We start from the raw sequence: 21,487 nt of genomic DNA on the forward strand, positions 1-21,487 counted from the left end.
AACACACCCTAGCCGACCAGCGCCGAGATGATCAGCGCGTTGACGATATCGATGAAAAAGCCGCAGACCAGCGGCACGATCACAAAGGCCCGGTGCGCCGCGCCATGTTGCTGCGCCACGGCGGTCATATTGGCGATGGCGGTGGCGGTTGAGCCGAGCGTGATACCGCCAAACCCGGCCGAGATCACCGCCGCCTCATAATCGCGCCCCATCGCGGGGAACACGACCCAAATCGTGAATCCGACCGTCAGCAGGATCTGCATCACAAGGGCGGCGGTAATGAACAGAAGGACGCCGTTCAGCTCCCAGACCTGCAGGCCCATCAGCGCCATGATCAGGAAAAGCCCGAGTGACAGATCCGAGATCAGCGCCAGCGCATCATCGACCCCAGGCCAGATCCGCCGCACTAACCGCCTCGGGGCCAGCGGCAAAAGGTTGCGCAGCACGATCCCCGCGACAAGGCAGCTGACAAAGGCTGGAAGCGTGACGCCGGCCGCCGTGATCGCCTCATGCAGCGCCAGCCCGATCAGCACGGTGACATTCAGCGCCAGGATCGACCAGAGGATGCAGAAGTAATCCATCCGGACCGCGCGCCCCTCATTCGGAACGCCGATGTCCAGATCGCGCTTGTTTTCCGCCTTCAGCCCGCCCCGCCGGATCAGGAGCGCCGCAATCGGCCCGCCGATCACACAGGCCGCGATTAGCCCGACAGTATTGGCCGCGACCCCCAGTTCCAGCGCATTCGTGATCCCCAGCTTTTCGGCGAATATCGGTGCCCAGGCCAGCGTGGTGCCAACGCCGCCGGTCAGCGAAACCGAGCCGACCATCAGCCCGGTCTTCGGCTCCATTCCAAAGAGCCTCGCCAGCCCCATCCCCGCGAAGTTCTGCAAAAGGATGAAGCTGGTCGCAAGGATCAACAGGATCACCAACGGCCTGCCCCCCGCAAGCAGCGTGCGGATATCGGATTTCAGCCCGATACCGGCAAAGAACACCAGCAGCAGGAAATCACGGATCCCCACCTCGAATGAGACCTTCAGATCGAACAGCGCCCAGAGGAGCCCCGTTACCGCGATACAGAGAAAGCCGCCCGCCACCGGCTCGGGGATCGAATAGCGGCGCAGAAGATCAATGTTCAGGGTCAGGATCTTGCCCGCGATCAGCAAGACCACGGCAAGATTGAAGGAATGGAAGGGATGAACCGTAAAGAAGGTCACGCGGCGGCGCCTGTCAGAATGCTGTCAACTGATGTTGATTCCGCTTTGCCCCGGATCCGCCTTCCGGTCAAGGGCGGGGCCCCGCGCCTGCCTCAGGCGGTGGTGTGAAATCCGTTATCGGCATAGACCACCGATCCGCTCATGGGACTTGCGGCCTCGGTTGCCAGAAAGGCCGCCAGCGTACCGATCTCTTCGATGCTTACCAGTTTTCCCGCAGGCGTACGGGCGCGAATCTTATCCATCAGCGCATCGAACCGGTCGATCCCCGAGGCGGCGCGGGTCTTGACCGGACCGGTTGAAAGCGAAAAGGCACGAATCCCTTCGCCCGCCAGATCGGCCGCCGCATAGCGGACCGAAGCCTCCAGCGCGGCCTTTACCGGACCCATGAGGTTGTAATTCTCGACCACCCGATCCGCGCCGTAAAAGCTGACCGTGATCAGCGAACCACCCGCCTGCATCAAAGGCCGCGCCAGCCGCGCCATGCGCAGGAAGGAGTGGCAAGAGATATCCATCGCCGTCGCAAAACCTTCGGCCGAAGCGTTGACAACGCTGGTGTGCAGATCCTCGCGCGGGGCGAAGGCGATGGCATGAAGCAGAAAATCAAGCCGCCCCCATTCAGCGGTAATGCGGTCAAACACGGCTTCCAACTGGCCGGGTTCACGCACATCGCAAGGAAGGAACAGCGGCGCACCCACTTCCTGCGCCACGGGTTCGACCCATGGCCGGGCCTTTTCATTAAGAAAGGTCAGCGCCAGCTCTGCCCCCGCCGCGCGAAAGGCCCTGGCGCAACCGGCGGCGATGCTGGCCTCATTCGCCACGCCAACCACGAGGCCGCGTTTGCCTTTCAGATCAATCATGTCGCTGCCTCTTCGCTGACGGCCTCCTGGGCGATGATGCTTTCCTCATCGGTCGGAATGACAAGAAGCTGCACCCGGCTGGCGGCGGTGCTGATCCTGCGCGACCCTGCTTCATTGGCATCGGGGTCAAGCTCTGCCCCAAGCCAGGCCAGCCGCGCGGCGACACGGGCGCGGATACCGGGCTGATGCTCGCCGATTCCTGCCGTGAAGACCAGCGCATCGATCCCGCCCATGCTGGTCGCCAACCGTGCCACCTCGCCCGCGATGCGCAGGCAAAAGAGGTCGATCGCCTCGGCAGCCTCTGGGCGCGTGCTGGCCATCAGCTCGCGGCTGTCAGCCTCGAAACCCGACACGCCCAGAAGGCCGCTTTCACGATAGAGCATGGTCTCGACCTGTTTCAGGCTTTGCCCCATTTCGCCCATCAGATGCAGGATCACGCCGGGGTCCAGCGCACCCGAACGCGTCGCCATCGGGATGCCGTCCAGCGTCGAAAACCCCATCGAGCTGTCGATGCTCTTGCCGCCCCGGATCGCACAAAGGCTTGCGCCGCTGCCCAGATGTGCGGCGACCACCTTTGCATCGGTGGCCAGATCGCCCAGTTGCCCGGCGATATAGCGGTAGGAGAGACCATGAAAGCCATAGCGCTTGATCCCCTGATCATAAAGCGCGCGCGGCAGGGCAAAGCGGCGGATCAGGGGCGGGTTGGTGGCATGAAACGCCGTGTCGAAAGAGGCTGTCTGTGGCACATCGGGGTAAAGCCCCCGCATCGCCCGGATCAGCGCAAGGCTTTGCGGCTGATGCAGCGGCGCAAGCCGCGCCAGCGCGTCGATCTGCGCGATCACCTGATCGGTGATCCGGGCTGGTCCTGTGAAGACATCGCCGCCATGCACAACCCGATGGCCGATCACCGCAAGGCGCGAAAGATTGAAATGCCCGGCCAGCCAGGCAAAAGCCTGGTTCAGCACGGCTGTCAGATCGCCGGGATCCGCTGTGATCGGGCCTGAAAAGGTCTTGCCCTCGCGCGTCAGGCGCACTTCGAAAGGCTCATCGCGGAAATCGATCACGCCCGACGCCAGCGGGCGCGGCGCGGCGGCCTCCAGTGCGTAAAACCCCAGCTTGATAGTCGAGGATCCGGTGTTGAATGTCAGGATCAGATCGCGGGTCACGCCTTCCCCTCCGCTTTGCGGACCGCGACCATCTTGGCCAGCGCAGCCGAGGCGATGCGGGCCGATAAAGGATCCGCCCGGCTTGTCAGAACGATTGGCACCCGTGCGCCCAGAACCAGCCCCGCGGCCGTGGCGCCCGCGAAATAGATCAGCTGTTTGGCAAGCATGTTCCCGGCCTCGAGATCCGGCACCAGAAGAATATCGGCCTCGCCCGCCACCTGCGAGACGATGCCCTTCGTCGCCACCGCCTCGGGGCTGATCGCATTGTCGAAGGCCAGCGGCCCGTCAACCAGCGCGCCCGTGATCTGGCCTCGAGCCGCCATCACCGTCAGCGCGGCGGCATCCAGCGTGGCGGGCATCGTCGCGTTCACCGTCTCGACCGCCGCCAGCACCGCGACCTTCGGCTGATCGCGCCCCAGAAGCCGCATCAGATCGACGGCATTCTGGCAGATGTCGCGCTTATGCTCTAATGTCGGTGCGATATTGATCGCGGCATCGGTGACGATCACCGGCTTGCGATAGGCGGGCACATCCATCGCATAGACATGGCTGATCCGGCGTTCGGTGCGCAGGCCGCCGCTTTTCGAAACCACCGCCGCAAGCAGTTCATCGGAATGCAGGCTGCCCTTGACCAGCACCTGGACGTTGCCACAGGCCGCCAGTTCCACCGCCCGCGCCGCCGCTGCATGGCTGTGCTCTGTCTCCTCGATCCGGAAGCCGTCAAGCGAGACCCCGGCCTCGGCGGCCGCCGCGCGAATCTTTGCGCCGGGACCGATCAGGATCGGGTCAAGCAGGCCTTCGTCGCGCACCTCGATCGCGCCAAGGATCGCGGATTTCGAACAGGGATGCACCACCGCCGCCCGCACCGGGGGCAATGCGCGGGCCTCTTCGACAAAGCCCTGCCAGCGCCCCTTCGGCAAGACCACCGCCTCGGGAAGGTCACCCGGCACCCAGGTCACCTGCTCGACCGGGGCCAGCACCAGCGCCTCGCCCGAAAGCACCACCTCGCCCCGCTGATTGCGGGCGGTGGTCGTCAGGCGGACACGGTTCTTGCCCTCGATCAGCTCGGCCACTTCAACTTCGGCGGTGATGGTATCGCCTGGCGAAACCGGCTTGTTAAAGCGGATCTGCTGGTCGAGATAGATCGTCCCCGGCCCCGGCAGGCGGGTGCCCAGCACCGCCGAAATCAGCGCCGCAGTCCACATGCCGTGCACCACGACATGGCCAAACGGCCCATGGGCGGCGAAACCGGCATCCAGATGCGCGGGGTTGGCGTCGCCGGAAACAGCGGCGAACAATTCAATATCCTTGGGGCCGACGTGGCGGACAAGACTGGCGCGGTCGCCGATTTTCATCTGGTGAAACAGATAGTTGGTCAGAGTGCCGGTCATCTTGTCACCTCTGGAAAACATATGTGCCGGGCGCATCTGCCAGCGCGTTGCCCATTGCGGGCGGCGCGGCGGGGGCACCCGAACGCGCGGCAAGCCAGGCCTGCCAGGGCGTCCACCACGAACCCTCGGTTGCAGGATTGGCCTCGACCCAGGTCTCCGGCGGCAAAAGCGCGTCGTCATGGGCGCGGGTCGCCAGCCGGTAGCGGCGGCGCGGGTGACCGGGAGGAGAGACGATCCCCGCATTATGCCCGCCCGACGTCAGCGCGAAAGTCACCTCGCAATCGGTGAACTGGTGGATTTTGTAGACCGACTTCCAGGGTGCGACATGATCGCGCTCGGTCCCGACGGCAAAGATCGGCACCCGGATGTTCTGCAACAGAACTGTCTTGCCCCCGGCGGTGAAGCGTCCCGAAGAAAGCTCATTATTCAGATAAAGCCTGCGCAGATATTCGGCATGCATCCGATAGGGCATCCGGGTGCTGTCGGCATTCCAGGCCATGAGATCATTCATCGCCGTCCGCTCGCCCATCATGTAATCGCGCACCATCCGGGACCAGATGAGGTCATTCGAGCGCAAAAGCTGAAACGCCCCCGCCATCTGATCGGCAGAGAGATAGCCGCGGTTCCACATCATGCTTTCAAGAAGATGCAGCTGGCTTGGGTCGATGAACAACGCGAGCTCGCCCGGTTCGGCGAAATCGACCTGCGCGGCAAGCAGCGTCAGCGAGGCGAGACGCGCGTCCCCCTTCCCCGCCATGGCAGCCGCAGCGATCGACAGCAAAGTGCCACCCAGACAATAGCCGGTGGCGTGGATTTTCTGATCGGGCATTAGACGGGTGATCTCATCCAACGCGGCCATCACGCCCAGCCGGCGATAATCCTCCAGCGTCAGATCACGATCCTCTGCACCCGGATTGCGCCAGGAAATGGCGAAAACCGTGTGGCCCTGCGCCACCAGCCAGCGGATCAGTGAATTCTCCGGGCTGAGGTCGAGGATATAGTATTTCATGATCCAGGCCGGAACGATCAGCACCGGCTCGGGGTGCACGGTTTCTGTCGTGGGCGTATACTGGATCAGTTCGATCAGGTGGTTGCGGAAGATTACCTTGCCCGGCGTCACCGCCACATCGCGACCCGGTGTAAAGGCCTCGACACCCTCTGGCGGCTCCTGCCGGATCTGGCGGACGACGTCCTGCAGCCAGTTCTGCCAGCCCTTCACAAGGTTCATGCCTCCGGTAGCCCAGGTCCGTGCCACAACCTCGGGATTGGTAAAAGGGTTGTTCGAAGGCGCACAGACATCAAGGATCTGTTTCGCGGCAAAAGACACCACATCCTCGTGGTGCTTCGTCACGCCTGGAACCTCATGGGTGACGTTATGCAGCCATTGCTGCTGCAGCAGGAAAGCCTGCGACATCCAGCTGAAGGGCGGTTTCGCCCAGGCTTCACCGGCGAAACGGCGGTCGCCCGGCAAGGGCGTGATGACCGGCGCGGCCTGCGGATCCATCGCCGAGGCCATCAGATGCGCCATGAGACGCTGCCATTTGCGGCCCGCCTTGACGCCCAGTTCCATCTGCTTGCCCGGTGCCTGCGCCAGGTGAAAGGCCCAGTCGACATGGGCCATCATCAGCGAGCCGGGCGAGACCCCGCCGCTGAGCTGTCCCGAGAGCGCCTCTCGTATGCGGTCAACGGCCTGAAAAGCCTCGATGCCAAGGCTTTCATCGCCGGTTGCACCCGAGCCATCTGATTTGGGAGTAAGGACCATGTCGCGTCTCCAATTTACCGGCGGAAGTTAGCACAGAACTATCAACGAGTGTTGATCGAAATCAAAGAGTTCAAGATTTTTCTTGAACATAGGCATTGCGCCCAAGGCCCGATGCCGACGACATGTCGTAAAGCGCCGTCAAACCGCCGAAACAGCCGCCCCCGGACTGAACAGGCAAAGCATCGGCGTCCGGCGGCGGACACGGAATCCCCTGTCCCTGCCCTGATCATCATGGACGATTACCGGCAAAACGGCGCGACGTCGAGGCCATGACCCGGCCAATGCCGCTGGCACCAACGCCGGGCCAAGGCCGCGGCCTCAATCCGCCAGCACATCACCGATGCCAGTGAAGACACCACCGACCTGATTGAAGACAAAGGCCCCAGCCAAGCGTACCTCACCGAAAAGGGTGCTTTCAACCACAGCCCCGGCCTCGCCGGAAAGCAGGCCGACATAGCGGCTGTGGGCGGGATCATCGGTCGGAATATCGGTAATATCCACGATCCGTATTCCGGTCGCGACCGCCAGGCGCTGGACCGCCGGATCACGCACATCGACAAGCCCAAGCCGTATCCGACGTGCCGAAAGCCGCGACGACAGTTTCAGCGCCAGATCGTCCGAGGAGACGAGCACCGTGATGGGATGCTTCATCGGCCCAAGGCTGACCATCTGGGCGCGGAAAAGATCGATATCAATATCCGGGGCGGCAAGGATGACCTCGATCCGGTCCAGCACATCGTCCCGCCCGGCAAGACGCAGTTGCACCAGCGTCTCCATCGTCAGCCGCGCGCCCATGCTGTGAGCCAGCACCGGCACCGCGTCGGAAGCGGACCGACCCTTTGTCAAAAGCCGCAGCAGATCGGCAAGCGCCGCGCGGGAAAAGTCAGACGCGTCACGATCAGCCAGATAGGCGCCCGGATCGCCTGCCGAGGGCCATGTAAAAAGGACGGGCTTTTCCTCGATATGCGCATCGACCGAAAGCTGCGCGGTACGGAACAAGGCCTCATGAAAGCGGGTGTTGAAGCCGTGGACATAAAGTCCGACCCCCTCGCGCGAGAGACGCTTTGCAAAGGCGTCACGGCTAAGCGTCTGCCGGCTGCGCATCACGAAATTCCGGTCGGCGCTGCTGCCATTGCGATCCGGCCATTCAATCTTTCCCGGCCGATGGCCAGGCGGCACCGAGACCTCGTATTCCAGCCAGCTTGGCCGGATGGAGCGAGAGTCGCCAAAGGCCCCCGGCAGATTTGCCTCGGGCGCGCGGGTGGTCATGGTCAGCACCCGGACAAGGCGGGCGCCCTCGGGCAGGGCACCGGCATCGGGGGCCAGAACTTCCGGCCCCGGACGCGCAGCGCAGCCTGCAAGCGCAAGCGTCAGGATCAGAAGCAGGCGGCCCAACATATGCCTTACCGCAGGAATTTCTTGAATCGTATCAGTGCCACCCAGAACAGCGCCACCCCGATCGCCGCCAGCGCCGCGAACTGGGGCCAGACCACGTCAAGCCCCGCACCTCGGAACAAGATGCCCTGCGAGAGGATGATGAAATGCGTGTTGGGGGCTGCAAGCATGATGGTCTGGATGATCTCTGGCATGGATTCCCGCGGCGTCATCGCGCCTGACAGCACCTGCAGCGGCAAAAGCGCCATCATCAGCAAAAGCGCGAATTGCGGCATCGACCCGGCGATGGTGGCAAGGAAAATTCCAAGCCCCGTCATGGCGAAAACCATCAGCACCGCGCCCGCAAGAAACAGCACGACCGAGCCCTGCACCGGAACCGCCATCAGCGCCTGCACCACAACACTTAGCGAAAAGATCGACCCCAGCAGCACCACCAGCCCCATCGACCAGATCTTGGAAAACATGATCTCGGTCGTGGTGACGGGCATGACCAGCAGGTGCTCGACCGTGCCATGTTCCTTTTCGCGGATCAGCGCCGCGCCGGTCAGCACCAGCGACAGCATGGTGATCGACCGGATCACGGCGGAAATCGCGCCGAACCACTTCGGATCCAGCGAGGGATTATACCGCGCGCGGAGCGCCAGATCGACCGTCAGCGCGGTCTCGGCCCGGTAGCCCGCCACATATTCCGAAACCTCGGAGGACACGATCTGCTGGATATAGCCGCCGCCGGTGAAGGCCTGGCTCATCCTTGTCGCGTCGATATTCAGCTGGATCGCCGGGTTTTTTCCGGCCAGCACATCGCGCGCGAAATCCGGTGGGATGTTCAGCGCAAAAGTATCCAGCCCCTGATCCATCCGCCGATCCATCTCGGCCGTCGTGGTCATCTGCGGCTCGACAAAATAGGGCGGATAAAAGGCCGAGGTGATGCGGGCGGAGAGATGCGACTGATCCTCATCCACGATCGAGATCGCGGCATTCGTCAGCGCCTCGGGCGAGACGTTCGCAGAGGTCCAGATCGAGAGCGAAAAGGAATAGACGATCAGCACCAGCATCACCGGATCGCGCCAGAGCCCGCGCAATTCCTTGACGCCCAGATTGAAGGTGTTGCGCAGGTTCATCCGCCCCTCACTTCGCCTGTTTTTCCAGGAAGGCCGCCGCCAGCCCGATAATCACCGGAATGGCGATGCCCATGGCCAGCATCGGCCCGGCCAGTTCCGCCATTCCGAAGGCCTTGGAGAAAGCCCCCCGCGCGGCGGTGATAAACCAGGTCGAGGGGTAGATCTCGCCCAGAACCCGGCCAAAACCCGACAGCGAAGAGACCGGGTAGATCAAACCCGAATAGCTGACCGCCGGGATCATCGTCAGCATGGCGGTCGCGAACAGCGCCGCGACCTGACTTGCGATGAAGACCGACACCAGAAAACCAAGCGCCGTGGTCGCGGTGACATAGATCAGCGCCGAAAGGGTAAAGCCCAGAAAACTGCCGTTGAAGGGCACTGCGAAGAATGTGACCGCCATGGCCATCATCAGGAAGAAATTCAGCATGGCCAGCGCGATATAGGGCAGCTGTTTGCCAAGCAGAAATTCCAGCCGCGTCACCGGCGTGACGTAGAAATTGATGATCGAGCCCAGTTCGCGTTCACGCGCGACCGAAAGCGTGGTCAGGATCGCCGGGATCATCAGCAAAAGCAGCGGGATGATCGCCGGGACCATCGCATTCAGGCTGCGCACGTCGGGGTTGTAGCGGTATCGGGTCACCAGTTCGAAACTGCCGCCGCTCGCCTTGTCACCGTAAAGCTGACGCGCCTGACGTGTGATCCAGTCGGCATGCATGCCCTGCACATAGCCCTGCACCGTATTGGCGCGGCTGGGGTTGGCGCCGTCGAACCAGGCCCCGACCTGCACATCCCTGCCTGCCGCGATATCGGCGGCAAAGCCGGGCGGGATCTCGATCGCCAGCGCCAGCTCGCCCGAGCGCATTCTTGCGTCGATCTCGTCGTAACTTGTCAGGGCCGGCTGTTCGATGAAATAGCGCGATCCCGCAATATCGGCGATATAATTGCGGCTGGTGGTGGTCTGGTCGCGGTCAAGGGCGGCGAAGGTCAGATCCTCGACATCCATGTTGATGCCCAGCCCCACCACGATCATCAGAAGAAGGCTGCCGACCAACGCCATGGTCAGCCGGATCGGATCGCGCTGCAATTGCAGGCTTTCCAGCTGCGAATAGCTAAGCAGTCGCCGCAGGCTGAAGCCGGATTGCTGCGCGTGATGGGTCACCCCGGCTGCGGGGGCCTCGGGCGCGGCCTCGGGCGCAGCGGCGGGGGCGGGTGCCGTCTCGCCAATCGCCTCTTCAAGATAGGCGATGAACGCGTCTTCCAGCGTGGCGCAACCTTTGGCTTTCGTGATCCCCTCGGCGGTGTCCGAGACCAGCACCTTGCCCGCATGCATCAGGCTGATGCGGTCGCACCATTCCGCCTCGTTCATGAAATGGGTCGAGACAAAGATCGTCACGCCATCCTTGCGCGAAAGTTCCGCCAGAATGCGCCAGAAGCCGTTGCGCGCCACCGGGTCCACCCCCGAGGTCGGCTCGTCAAGGATCAGGATCTCGGGCGCATGGATCATCGCCACCGCCAGCGAAAGCCGCTGGCGGATACCCAGCGGCAACGCCTCGGGCAGGCTGTCGGTCACGTCGCCCAGATCGAACCGGGCGATCATCTCGTCAACCCTGGCGGGGATCTTCTCGGCCGCCATATCGAAAAGCCGCGCGTGCAGATCAAGGTTCTGACGCACCGTCAGCTCGGAATAGAGCGAGAAGGCCTGCGACATGAACCCGACCCGGCGGCGCACCGACAGATCGCTTGCATCGACCTCATGGCCGAAAAGCTTTGCCCGGCCCTCACTCGGCTCCAGAAGCCCGGTGAGCATCTTCATCGTCGTCGTCTTGCCGCAGCCGTTCGAACCCAGAAAGCCGAAAATCTCACCCCTGGGGATGCGGAAGGAAACATTGTCGACCGCCACGAAATCGCCAAAGCGCTGCGTCAGCCCCTCGGCCTCGATGGCGATATCGCTGTCATCGGTGGTCCGCGGCGGGATCACCACGGCACTGTCTTCGCCCCGGTCTTCTTCGGGCAAAAGCGCGATGAAGGCTGCATCAAGCGTGTCGGCCCCGGTCCGCGACAGCAGATCGTTGGTGGTGCCGGTGGCCAGCACCCGGCCCGCATTCATCGCAACCAGCCAGTCGAAGCGCGCGGCCTCTTCCATATAGGCGGTGGCGGTGATCACGCTCATCCCCGGCCGTGTCGCGCGGATGCGGTCGATCAGATCCCAGAACTGGCGGCGCGACAGCGGATCGACGCCGGTGGTCGGCTCGTCAAGAATCAGGAAATCGGGATCATGGATCAGCGCGCAGCACAGACCCAGCTTTTGCTTCATGCCGCCCGACAGCTTTGACGCCGGGCGCGACCGGAACGGCGTCATGCCGGTCGCAGCCAGCAGATCTGTGATCCGCCGCTCGCGTTCGGCCTTGTCATGACCGAAAAGCGAGCCGAAGAAATCAAGGTTCTCTTCGACCGAAAGCGTCGGGTAGAGGTTCTTGCCCAGACCCTGCGGCATATAGGCGGTGCGGGGGCAGACGCGGTTGCGATGCGCCACATCGCGCATATCGCCGCCCAGAACCTCGACCTTGCCCTGCTGGATCACACGTGCCCCGGCCAGCAGCGACAGAAGGCTGGACTTTCCGACCCCGTCTGGCCCGATCAGCCCGACCATGCGCCCCTCAGGGATCTCCAGCGTCACATTGTCAAGCGCCGTGACCTTGCCATAGCGCAGCGTCAGGCCGGAGACCCCGGCAACTGAGCCGGTCATTTCACGACATTGGAAAGAAAGTCAGGCCAGGCGGCATCCGGATCAAGCCGCAGATAGGCCATGCCCGGCAGGCCGGTTTTGACATCCTCGATATGCCGCGACAGCAGCTCGGGGTCGATGCGGGCACGGACGCGGAACATCAGCTTTTCGCGCTCATCGGCGGTCTCGACCGTCTTTGGCGTGAACTGCGCCACATCGGCAACATAGGAAACCGTGGCCGGGATCACGAATTCCCGCGCCGCATCCATGACAAGGCGCACCTCTGATCCGACCTGCACCCGGCCGACCTGCGATGTCGGCAGAAAAACCGTCATATAGACATCGCCCAGATCGACAAGGCTGAGGATCCGCCCGCCAGAGCCGACAATCTCGCCCTCTTGTGCGATGCGATACTGGATCCGGCCCGTGCGCGGCGCTTTCAGCGTGGCGTCGTCCAGAGAGGCCTGGATCGCATCAATCGACGCCTTTGCCGCCTCGACGGCCGCACTTGCATCGACCACCTGCGCCTGCGCGCTGCTGACCCCCGCCAGCGCTGCCGCATGGCTGGCTTCGGCCGAGGCCACACCGGCGCGGGCCTGGGCGTCCCGGGCGCGGTCATCATCCAGCACCTGCTGCGAGATCGCACTGGTCTTTGCAAGCTGCTCAGAGCGTTCAAGCCTGCGCGACGCGGCATCGGCAACCGAGCCTGCCTGATCAACCGCGGCCCGGGCCGCGCGCTCTTGTGCCTCGGCCTGAGCGACCAGCGCCCTTGCTGTCTCGACGCCGATTTCGGCGCGGGCAAGCTGCGCTTCGGCCTGACGTTTTTGTGCGTTCAGCTGCACCACGTCCATCTGCACCAGCACATCGCCTGCGCTGACCATGTCACCTTCGGCAGCGGTGATTTCGGCGATTCGGCCGCCGGTGAGCGCCGCGATATCCACCTCGGTCGCCTCGATCCGGCCATTGGCGCTGGCAAAACCCGCCGGCAGACCGGCGGGTTGCAGCCGGTCCCAGGCCAGCCAGCCAAGCACGGCGACAACGGCCAGGCCGCCCAGAATAATGGTGTTTCTGCCGGGCTTTGCCATGATCTGCCTCTGATTGCTGTGCTGATGGATGCTTCGCGCATGTCCCGATGCGGTTTTCGCCCTACGCTCCCCTGTTGTCAACGCTCAATGACAGGGTAAAACCCTGTATTGTCGCGCAAAAGCGGCTGCTGGTTGTTTGCTGTTGAAAAACCAGCTAAACAACACGACCCGGTGTGGGCTGCACCTTGCCGCACCTCTGCTCCGGGGCAGCATTTTCAGTTTCTTCGCGTCGAAGCCACCGGACGAACACAAGCCACCCATGCCAAGGACGCTCAACTCAGCCAACTCGACCGACCGCATGCCGGGGCAGGCAACCGGGAAAGAACGCATTCTTGCATCGGCGATGCTGCTTTTCGCGCGGATGCCCTATTCCGACACCAGCCTGCGCGACATCGCCGCCGCGGCTGGGGTCGATGTGGCCTATGTCCATCGCGCCTTCGGGTCGAAGGCCGAGATATTCCGTCAGGCCTTGCTGGCGCTTGCGCCCCTCGATGACATCGCCGCAGGGGGCCCCGATGGCGCGACCATGATCAACCGGATCTGCGATCTGGCCTTCCTGCGTGATCCGCGCAAGGTAGAAGATGTCAGGCCGCTTCATTTACTGACACAGTCCAGCCTCTGCAGCGAGGCGCGGGCGATCATTGCGCAATTCTTTGGCACGTCACTAGCCCTGCCTCTAAGCAGGGCGTTTGGCCATGCGGATCCGGGACGGGCGCATTTCGCGCTTAGCCTTCTCAGCGGTTTCGTGACCCATCGTGCGATTTTCGGGCCTGCGGATTTGCTGGCTATCCCCGAGGCGGATCAGCGACAGATGCTGCAAACCGCCCTGATGAACGCAATGCTGCCTGGTTGTTCAGATGGGGTATTCGGCTGGCGTCCCATCTAGACCACTATCCAAGTCAGCTTGCCAACTGCGATCCTGTATAAGTCATGTTGGGATTTCCGCGTTTCGTGCGGAGATTTCAACACGATTGATCGGACGCCTCAGGTGCTTTCAGGCGGCTATATACGGTCGGTCAGATGGCCGCTTGGATCGAGTGTCGGTCTCGTAGGTAGCGCGCCCCCGCACCAAACAAATCAAAGATATCAAAATGTTGGATCCCGACTTAAACCGTCGGGTTTTTGCTTTTGAAATTCTTGTCAACACCTGGTCAACATTTGCAGAGGCCCCCATCGAAGGCCCTGCGGATGGGCGAGTGCTTCCATTTTCCCGATCAATGGAAATCCCGACTCGGAAACAGCTTCCGTGCCTGTTCGCGGGGATGGCGCGCTGTTGGTCTCCTGCTGCCGCCAGTCGGGCGCTTCCCCGGTCTCGACCCATGTCTCGCCTAGGATGGTGTTGCGGAACGCCTTGATCGCCTCGTCCGACCCCTGAGCTGCGTCCCACGCCCGAACGATCCGCTCCCAGCTCAGCCAGCCGATCGGCGAATAGAGCGCCGAGAGGTGATACCCGACCGTGGTCGGATCGGCGGCCGTGGCGGTCGCCCGCCACTCGCCGCTTTCCAGCATCGCCGTCTTGTGGTGTTCCGTGATTGCCGCGTCGCAGCCCTCGCAGTGATATTCCGCCGTTTCCGGCTTACCCTTCTGCCAGCGCAGCCGGTCGAACTTCAGCCATTACATCGCGCCGCAATGCGGGCACGGCACGAAGTACCGGCGCTGGTCGCTCACCTCGTATTCCCGTTCGATCCGGCTCAGCCCCCGGATGGTGGGCGTCGACACCAGCAGCACCTTGCGCCGATGGGCGAAGGTCAGCGACCGTGCCTCGGCCAGCGTGACCGGGTCGCCTTCCTCGTCGGCCGAGGCCGGATAGGCGTCGACCTCGTCGAGGAAGATGTACCGCGCCGGGGTCGATCGGAGCCCGACCGCCGAGTTGGCGCCGGTCATGATCAGGATGCCGCCCGCGAACTCCTTGGACAGCATCGTGTTGCCCGCGTCGCGGGATCGTGCGGGTTTGACCCGCTCCCGCAGATCCGGGCTTTCGTCGATCAGCGGGTCGATCCGCTGCCGCGAGTTCCGCTTGGCCAGTTCCACCGTGGGCTGGACCGCCAGCATCGGACCCGGCGCCTGGTGGATCGCGAAGCCGATCCAGTTGTTGCCTGCCTCGGTCGCCCCAACCTGTGCGGCCTTCATGAACACGATCCGCTGCGTGGGATCGCCGGGCGACAGCCGGTCCATGATCTCGCGCATGTAAGGCGTGCGCGCCGTCCGATATCGCCCCGGTTCCGCCGAAGCGCGGCCCGAGAGCATCCGGTGCCGGTCCGCCCATTCCGAGACGGTCAGGTCCGGATCGGGCCGCAGCCCGTTGCCCCAGGCGCGCAGGATCTCGCCCGCGCCGTCGAAATCGGTCAGGCCATCTTCCGGCCCTGCGCTTACGCTCCGGGCATTCGTCCCTCGCAAGGGTCCACTGGACCCTTCCGTTTCGCTGTCGCGAAATCGGTCCTCATCACCGGAAGTCGGGCCGGACCTCGGCAAGCTCGTCGAGGTGGGCGCGTACATGTTTCTCCAGCACCTTCTGCATCGCGGCTGGCTCGACACCCAGATCGGCCGCCATCAGCGCAGATGCGCGCGCAGGCCAGTTCACCCACGCGTCCCGCACCTCGCGCGCCAGCCGGAACACCAGCGCCAGCGCCCGGACCCGGTCTATCAGCTCCCCCTTCAGCCTCGAGAGCCGGATGCGCCGTTCCTGCGCCTTCAGCACCTCGTTCGCGGTCTTCGCCTGCAGGAAGGTCGTGCCGCCGCCCACCGCCGGAACCGCCAGCCCCTGTTCGCGTAGCGTGTCGCCGACGGCCGCCACCGCCGCCTCGGGGACAGGCTTCAGCTTCGCCGCGGGCGGCTTTCTCGTCTTCGACGGGTCCGTCGTCTCGGCACGTCTGGCGTCGCTGGCCACCGCGTCGATGCTGCCGTCGGGATAGAGGACCAGCCGCTCGGCCGTCTTCGCCTTCTGGATCGCGCCCCGCGACAGCCCGACATGGGCGGCATACTGGCGCTCGCTCATGCCCTGCATCGACGGCTCCGATTATCGTTCAATATCATGCGCTTATCTCGTTGATGAGCATCGCGGACAGAGCGAACGTGTCTCCAACGAAACGATGCAACTCACCACGGAGCCACCACGATGACCCGCCGCGCGACTGACAGTGAGACCGCTCCCGCCACCGGTTCGAGGGAGCGGTCGAACAAGGCCCTCGACGCCTTCCTCGCCGCCAAGTTCGAGATCGACGCGATGCTGGAACGCCTCGCCACCCTCAGCGCCGACCACTTCGATACCAGCCCCGACGAGATCCACTGGGGCCACGTCGGCACTCTGAACCACTACCGCGCCAAGCTGCGCGAGATCAGCGATATGGCCTTCCACGAAGGCGAACACGCCGAGTGAGATGACCCACTCCCGGTCCCGCCCGCCGCCTGGCGGGCTCGGCCTCGTAGAAGGGCCCGCATCCCGCGCGCCCCGATACGGGAGACGACGATGACCCAGCTTTCCGACACCCAATCCCTGATCCTTAGCGCCGCAGCACAGCGGCCCGAGCACATCGCCCTGCCGCTGCCCGAGAGCCTGCGCGGCGGTGCCGCCGCCAAGGTGGTCGGCGCGATGCTCTCCAAGGGTCTCCTGCAGGAGGTCGACGCCGACCTGCGCAAGGGCGAACCGATGTGGCGCGAAACCGGCGACGGGCACGGCACAACACTGGTCGCCACCGATGCAGGGCTCGCCGCCATCGGCATCGAGCCCGAGGACACGAACACCGCGCCTGTGGGCGTCGACCACGCGCCGAGCGACGCGCCCGCGACGGACACCCCGACCGCGCCTGAAGCCGCGCCCAAGGCGCGCACGCCGCGCGAGGGGACGAAGCAGGCCACGCTGATCGCCATGCTGCGCGCGCAGGAAGGCGCGACCATCGAGGAGATCACCGCCACCACGGGCTGGCAGTCGCACACTGTGCGCGGCGCGATGGCCGGGGCGCTGAAGAAGAAGCTCGGGCTCGAGGTGACCTCGGAGAAGGTCGAGGGGCGCGGACGGGTCTACAGGCTTTCGGCAGCCTGACTCCGTGAGACGATTGCTACGCCGCCGCCCCGACCGGGCGGCGGTTTCTCATTGCCACGACAGCAGATCGCGGGCGGCGGCCTGCAGGATGTCCTGCGCCATGCGCGGCTCACAGGTGTAGATGCCGCCCGGCTCAGGTTCGCCGACATGCTCCGCAAACCAGTCCCGCCCCTCGTCCGAGATCGGACGCAGGACGACGATGGTCCCGAGATCGTTGATCTCGATATGTTGCCAGCCTTCGGACATGCCCGAAGGCTACCAGTCCGACCAAGCGCTTGTCAGCGAAACGGTCACCAGCCGCGCAGGCGTTCGAAGAGCCGTCGCAGCAGATAGCCGCGCGCCAGCGAGACGCCGACGAAGGCGAGGCCGATGGTCAGATGCTCCGGGAGCCCCGTCTCAATCCCGAACCACGGGAACACGACGATCTGCGTGGCGATGGCCAAGACGTAGCCGACCACGACGTTTGTCGCGGTCTCGACCAGCGACATGAGGCGGGACTGCTTCATGCCGCTGCCTCATCCATCGGCCAGAAGTTGAGCTGCCAGAGTTCGCAGCGCATGCGCCGCAACCAGGGGGACCACGCCGTTGCCACAGAGCCGAAGCCGGTCCACCCGGTGGGCCAACCCATCAGCGCCTCGACGAACAGCGGGTTCAAGGTCCGGCGCGGCTCGGAGGTATCGCTCCCAGCCATCGGCGTCAACAGGACCTGGCGGCCAAGCAGGCCGTTCACCGGCGTATTCGCCAAGCTCGTTGCCCCGTCCTTGTGATCCCGCGCCGTCGGGGTCATCCACAGCCCCGCCGAATGGGTCAGATCGGCCGACCGGCGATTGCCCGCGCTCGGCTTGGCACGCCCGTTCGCCATCGGCGTCGGCCACATCGCGGCCGTCGTCGCGAGATTCATCCCATGGTGCCCAGCTTCTTGAGAGGGCGTGGGCTTCGTCTGCCGGTTCTCGTTGGCGCTGGCCCTCGGCGTCGGCCAGAGCCGCAGCAGTTCCGTCCGGTTCCCGCCACTCGACCGGGTCCCAGAGCAGGCGCGCGGGGTCGGCCAACTCGTCTCCTTCGCGGATGGCGAGGATGAACAGCCGTTCGCGCTTGTGGGGCGCACCGACTTCCGCCGCCGTGAAGAGGCCTGCCGCAAGCTTGTAGCCCATGCCGACCAGTCCTGCAGCGACTTCGGGGAAGCCGAGGCGGAGATGATGGGCGACATTTTCGAGGAAGACGAAGTGCGGCTGGACCTCTCCGATGATGCGGGCAACATGCGGCCAGAGGTGGCGCGGGTCGTCCGCGCCCCGGCGTTTGCCTGCGACAGAGAACGGCTGGCACGGATAGCCCGCAGTGACGATATCCACCGCGCCGCGCCATGGGCGGCCGTCGAAGGTTCCAACGTCGTCCCAGACAACAGCCTGATCCAGGGACGCGTCCTCCATCCGCGCCACGAGAGTGGCTGCGGCGAAGGTCTCCCGTTCGACATGGCCCACAGCACGATATCCGGGGATGGCGATCGTGAGCCCGAGGTCCAGCCCGCCTGCTCCGGAGCAGAGGGAGAGGCCGAAGAGGCATGCGTCTGCCGTTCCGGAAGCGCGTCCGGTGGAATGTAGAGCCAGGTCATGCATGTCACGCGGCGGGTTCGGGGAAGGTTTCAGGTTCGGCCGTGCTTTCCGCCAGCCGCTCGGTTCTCACGGCCGCGAAGGTCCGGCCGTCCCCGTCGAGGATCGCATCGCGGCCGGTTTCGGCCTGCCAGCGTTCGACGGCGACATCGACATAGGCCGGGCTGATCTCCATCGCGAAGACGCGGCGGCCATTGGCCTCGCCCGCCATGATCTGCGAACCGGACCCCGAGAATGGCTCGTAGCAAAGGCCGCCCCGCGCCACATGCTGGCGCATCGGGATCCCGAAGGCGTCGAGCGGCTTCGGCGTCGGATGGTCGGGCCTGTCATCCTTGGCAAAGCTGGGCAGCGCCCATGTCGACGGCGGGGTTTCCTCGGCCACTTTGGGCGGGCGGTTCGGACGACGCCAGCCCATGAAACAGGGTTCGTGCTTCCAGAGGTAGTGCGACCGGGTAAGAACCCCGCGGTCCTTCACCCAGATGATCTGCTGATGCACGAAGGCCCCGGCCTTTTCCCAGCAGGCTTCCAGCATCGCCTGGCGGCGGGAGGCGTGCCAGCAGTACCAGGCGGCGTCCTCGGCGATCGCCTCGGCCACGGCTGCAGCGATGAAGCCGTCGTAGAGATCGGCCCCCTGCGAACTGTCGTCCCAGGTCGTGCCGTAGGAGGCAGACCAATCCTTGTTGCGGGTCGGGTGGTTCGAGCCGTCGTAGTCGACGAGATACGGCGGGTCCGTCGCGAACAGGATCGCCCGCTCGCCGTTCATCAGGCGGCGCACGTCGGCCGCGCTGGTGCTGTCACCGCACAGGAGGCGATGGTCGCCGAGGATCCAGAGATCGCCAATGCGCGACGCAGGATTGCGAGGGGGTTCGGGGATGGTCACCGGCGGCACGGAGCCCCCGGCGCCACCTACTTCACCGTCGTCTTCCGCGACGTAGGCCAGCAGCTTGTCCAACTCGCCATCGGAGAACCCGACCAGCGACAGGTCGAAATCTTCAGCCAGCAGGTCGTTCAGTTCCGCCGACAGCAGCGCCTCGTCCCAAGTGCCGAGTTCGGTCAGCTTGTTGTCCGCGATCCGGTATGCCCGCCGCTGCGCCTCGGTGAGGTGACCGAGCACGATCACCGGCGCTTCGGTCAGCCCGAGCTGCGTCGCGGCCAGCACGCGCCCGTGCCCGGCGATCAGTTCGCCGTCCTCGGCGACGAGGCAGGGCACAGTCCAGCCGAACTCGGCCATGCTGGCGGCGATCTTGGCGACCTGATCGGCACCATGCGTCTTGGCATTGCGAGCATAAGGCTGCAGCCTCGCCAGCGGCCACATCTCGATCCGATCCGGGGCAAAGCTAAGCGTCATCGGCGGGTCATTCCTCGGATCAGGGTGGATACCCCTATTTTCCGGACTCCGGGGTCCAGACTGGACTCCACGCGGGGTCCAGCGGCCACCAGGGGTGTCCAGCTTCAAGGGTTTGATTTTGCAGTGTTTCAGCTGAGTTCAGGCGGCGGTGGCTTCCGGCTGGCTTCCCAAAAATCCGGCCCTGTCGCTAGCGATGTGCCGCGCTTCGCCCGCCAGCATACGAATGTCGCGCAGAAGGAACCGCGAACTCAATGGGTTAGCCCATTGGGCCCCGGCTGGACCCTTCGCTGGACCCCGGAAGCCAGCGGCGCGGCCTCTGCCTGCGCGCTCCTCTCCCGAGCATATTCGTTTTCTAACGGCCTCGTCGAAATGTGTAAGGGCCTGCGATGTACACCCGAAAATTTCCTCAGAGGACGATTTTTCTTGACAGGCGATTGGCGTTTTCGATGACGAACTGCTGCGACCGACGGGGCGACGGCACGCGACCGTTCAGCCGCCAGGTGATCACCGCAAGGCCGTACTGCCAGCGCTTGGTCGCGGCCGTGCGCGACAGGCCGAACTGCCAGCAGATCGGCTTCCACGCCATTCCGTCGGCGCGGGTCCAGACAAGGCGCCCATCCTCGGGCTCCAGCCAGCGCAGCCAGAGCATCGCCTCCTCGGCCTGCGTGATCTGACGCGGGCTGGGCCTCGGGCGACGCATCTGCGGTTCCTGACCGACCTTGTCGGCGAAGCTGTGGAAATACTCGGGCCATGCGTTGAAGAAGCCCTGCGGCATCACGCCCGGCATCTGCCGCATCACGCCCGCCGCAAGCTCCAGCCGATCCCGCACCTGTGCTGTGGTCCACTCACCCATGGCGCGCCTCCCGTTCCCGCTTGCCGTAGAGCCGCTCGCCGAGCTGGCGTACCAGCTCTCGTTCGGGCCAGGTCAGGCGGTCGTCGTCGATGGCGACGGCCAGCAGGCCCTGTTCCTTCCAGCCGTCGCGCTTGACCTCGTCGGGGTTGCGGCGGCGCCCGCCGTAACCCTTGGGCGTGAACCGCATGCCGCTCATTGCACACCTCCCCGGGTCTCCAGCGCCCAGAGCAGGATCGCGATGGCGTCGGCCTCGTTGTCGTCGGCCGGGGTGAACCCGCGCGCCCGGGCGGCCGCCATCATGGCGTCCTTGTTCGCGTTGCCCTTGCCGGTGGCGTGGCGCTTGATGGTGCCGACCGGCACGCCCTGATAGGCGACGCCCGCAGTCTCCGCCCATGACGTCAGCGTGGCGAGCAGCCCGCCATAGACATGCGCCGCGTCGGTGCCGACATGCCTGCGCACCTCCTCGAAATGGATGGCGGTGATGGCTCCGGCGTCGTGCGCCAGCTGGTCGAGCCAGCCCCGGAACCGCAGGTAGCGCATGCCGCCGCCATCGTATCGGCTGGGCCGGAACGACACCGTGCCGCTGGTGATCAGGCCATCAGACGCCTGCAGGGCCCACCCGGTCGTGGTGCCGAGATCGAGGGCGAGAACGACAGGCACGCCGGGGAACGGGGCGCTCATGGGTGTCGGGTTCAGAGATACGTGGGCCATGATCGGCTCCTTTCCGGGTTGCTGCTCGATGGGGTGACGGGCGGGACATCCAGCCTTTGAGATCGCCCAGGGGTAGGTGGTGACCCTCCCGCGCTTGGCGGGGAGGTCACCTACCCCTTTAGGGGGGCGTTTTCCGAATTCTGAAATCTGCTCCAACGCATTGATCCGAAACAGAACTTCCAGAATCCTGACTAGAATTCGGAAAGGCCCTTC

At 64.6% G+C, this 21,487-nt stretch carries 20 protein-coding genes and 2 pseudogenes; 3 read left to right on the plus strand and 19 right to left on the minus strand.

Annotation, left to right across the window (positions count from 1 at the left end; all coding sequences use genetic code 11):
* Positions 1–8: 8 nt before the first annotated feature.
* The 9 genes from gltS to FNJ84_RS17940 all read right to left on the minus strand — a co-directional run bounded on the left by gltS (position 9) and on the right by FNJ84_RS17940 (position 12,716).
* Positions 9–1,214, minus strand: coding sequence for a sodium/glutamate symporter (gene gltS / locus FNJ84_RS17900; protein WP_036707945.1), 1,206 nt, complete (start codon positions 1,212–1,214; stop codon positions 9–11).
* Positions 1,215–1,306: 92 nt separating this feature from the next.
* Positions 1,307–2,071: an enoyl-ACP reductase FabI gene (fabI, locus tag FNJ84_RS17905; protein WP_035745640.1), complete on the minus strand. Its 765-nt coding sequence runs from the start codon at positions 2,069–2,071 to the stop codon at positions 1,307–1,309.
* Positions 2,068–3,237 (minus strand): acetate/propionate family kinase, encoded by a 1,170-nt coding sequence (locus tag FNJ84_RS17910; protein ID WP_035745643.1) that lies wholly within the window; start codon positions 3,235–3,237, stop codon positions 2,068–2,070. The genes fabI and FNJ84_RS17910 overlap by 4 nt, the downstream gene beginning before the upstream one ends.
* Entirely contained in the window at positions 3,234–4,628 is a 1,395-nt protein-coding gene (locus tag FNJ84_RS17915) for a bifunctional enoyl-CoA hydratase/phosphate acetyltransferase (protein WP_089389382.1), read from the minus strand. The genes FNJ84_RS17910 and FNJ84_RS17915 overlap by 4 nt, the downstream gene beginning before the upstream one ends.
* A gap of 4 nt (positions 4,629–4,632) precedes the next feature.
* Positions 4,633–6,390, minus strand: a complete 1,758-nt coding sequence (locus FNJ84_RS17920; protein WP_089389381.1) for an alpha/beta hydrolase — start codon at positions 6,388–6,390, stop codon at positions 4,633–4,635.
* A 318-nt stretch (positions 6,391–6,708) separates the two neighbouring features.
* Complete coding sequence (locus FNJ84_RS17925; RefSeq protein WP_165456311.1) at positions 6,709–7,785, minus strand: alpha/beta hydrolase; 1,077 nt, start codon at positions 7,783–7,785, stop codon at positions 6,709–6,711.
* A gap of 8 nt (positions 7,786–7,793) precedes the next feature.
* A complete protein-coding gene (locus tag FNJ84_RS17930) occupies positions 7,794–8,906 on the minus strand; it encodes an ABC transporter permease (RefSeq protein ID WP_089389379.1) in 1,113 nt (370 codons plus the stop codon).
* 7 nt (positions 8,907–8,913) lie between these two features.
* Complete coding sequence (rbbA, locus tag FNJ84_RS17935; protein WP_036707940.1) at positions 8,914–11,652, minus strand: ribosome-associated ATPase/putative transporter RbbA; 2,739 nt, start codon at positions 11,650–11,652, stop codon at positions 8,914–8,916.
* Positions 11,649–12,716: an HlyD family secretion protein gene (locus tag FNJ84_RS17940; protein ID WP_036707939.1), complete on the minus strand. Its 1,068-nt coding sequence runs from the start codon at positions 12,714–12,716 to the stop codon at positions 11,649–11,651. The genes rbbA and FNJ84_RS17940 overlap by 4 nt, the downstream gene beginning before the upstream one ends.
* 298 nt (positions 12,717–13,014) lie before the next feature.
* On the opposite strand from FNJ84_RS17940, the gene FNJ84_RS17945 reads away from it, so the two are divergent.
* Positions 13,015–13,602 carry a TetR/AcrR family transcriptional regulator gene (locus FNJ84_RS17945; RefSeq protein ID WP_255471282.1) on the plus strand — a complete coding sequence of 196 codons (588 nt, stop codon included), beginning with the start codon at positions 13,015–13,017 and terminating at the stop codon, positions 13,600–13,602.
* 398 nt (positions 13,603–14,000) lie between these two features.
* On the opposite strand, the pseudogene FNJ84_RS17950 reads toward FNJ84_RS17945, so the two are convergent.
* Positions 14,001–15,113: pseudogene (locus FNJ84_RS17950) on the minus strand (phage terminase large subunit family protein); the annotation flags it as partial.
* 46 nt (positions 15,114–15,159) lie between these two features.
* Positions 15,160–15,720 carry a hypothetical protein gene (locus FNJ84_RS17955; RefSeq protein WP_143794659.1) on the minus strand — a complete coding sequence of 187 codons (561 nt, stop codon included), beginning with the start codon at positions 15,718–15,720 and terminating at the stop codon, positions 15,160–15,162.
* 111 nt (positions 15,721–15,831) lie between these two features.
* On the opposite strand from FNJ84_RS17955, the gene FNJ84_RS17960 reads away from it, so the two are divergent.
* Together FNJ84_RS17960 and FNJ84_RS17965 are read left to right on the plus strand one after the other, a co-directional pair.
* Positions 15,832–16,092 carry a hypothetical protein gene (locus FNJ84_RS17960; protein ID WP_089389376.1) on the plus strand — a complete coding sequence of 87 codons (261 nt, stop codon included), beginning with the start codon at positions 15,832–15,834 and terminating at the stop codon, positions 16,090–16,092.
* A gap of 90 nt (positions 16,093–16,182) precedes the next feature.
* The gene (locus tag FNJ84_RS17965; RefSeq protein WP_089389375.1) at positions 16,183–16,755 is read left to right on the plus strand and encodes a DUF3489 domain-containing protein; all 573 of its coding nucleotides are present in this window, start codon (positions 16,183–16,185) and stop codon (positions 16,753–16,755) included.
* Between the two features lie 48 nt (positions 16,756–16,803).
* Here FNJ84_RS17965 and FNJ84_RS17970 read toward each other — a convergent pair whose 3' ends face one another.
* The 8 genes and pseudogenes from FNJ84_RS17970 to FNJ84_RS18000 all read right to left on the minus strand — a co-directional run bounded on the left by FNJ84_RS17970 (position 16,804) and on the right by FNJ84_RS18000 (position 21,274).
* Entirely contained in the window at positions 16,804–17,001 is a 198-nt protein-coding gene (locus FNJ84_RS17970; protein WP_089389374.1) for a hypothetical protein, read from the minus strand.
* Positions 17,002–17,045: 44 nt separating this feature from the next.
* Positions 17,046–17,261, minus strand: coding sequence for a hypothetical protein (locus FNJ84_RS17975; RefSeq protein ID WP_089389373.1), 216 nt, complete (start codon positions 17,259–17,261; stop codon positions 17,046–17,048).
* Positions 17,258–17,656 carry a hypothetical protein gene (locus tag FNJ84_RS22455; RefSeq protein ID WP_255471283.1) on the minus strand — a complete coding sequence of 133 codons (399 nt, stop codon included), beginning with the start codon at positions 17,654–17,656 and terminating at the stop codon, positions 17,258–17,260. Before FNJ84_RS22455 ends, FNJ84_RS17975 begins: the two co-directional genes overlap by 4 nt.
* A gap of 202 nt (positions 17,657–17,858) precedes the next feature.
* A pseudogene (locus FNJ84_RS22460) lies at positions 17,859–18,368 on the minus strand (DNA cytosine methyltransferase); the annotation flags it as partial.
* A 1-nt stretch (position 18,369) separates the two neighbouring features.
* The gene (locus tag FNJ84_RS17985; RefSeq protein WP_143794661.1) at positions 18,370–19,710 is read right to left on the minus strand and encodes a site-specific DNA-methyltransferase; all 1,341 of its coding nucleotides are present in this window, start codon (positions 19,708–19,710) and stop codon (positions 18,370–18,372) included.
* A 406-nt stretch (positions 19,711–20,116) separates the two neighbouring features.
* Positions 20,117–20,563 carry a DUF6362 family protein gene (locus FNJ84_RS17990; protein ID WP_143794662.1) on the minus strand — a complete coding sequence of 149 codons (447 nt, stop codon included), beginning with the start codon at positions 20,561–20,563 and terminating at the stop codon, positions 20,117–20,119.
* The gene (locus FNJ84_RS17995; protein ID WP_172321752.1) at positions 20,556–20,750 is read right to left on the minus strand and encodes a hypothetical protein; all 195 of its coding nucleotides are present in this window, start codon (positions 20,748–20,750) and stop codon (positions 20,556–20,558) included. The genes FNJ84_RS17990 and FNJ84_RS17995 overlap by 8 nt, the downstream gene beginning before the upstream one ends.
* A 5-nt stretch (positions 20,751–20,755) precedes the next feature.
* Positions 20,756–21,274: a hypothetical protein gene (locus FNJ84_RS18000; RefSeq protein WP_281827336.1), complete on the minus strand. Its 519-nt coding sequence runs from the start codon at positions 21,272–21,274 to the stop codon at positions 20,756–20,758.
* Positions 21,275–21,487: the final 213 nt, after the last annotated feature.

This window comes from Paracoccus sp. M683, assembly GCF_007096355.1.
Lineage (GTDB): Bacteria > Pseudomonadota > Alphaproteobacteria > Rhodobacterales > Rhodobacteraceae > Paracoccus.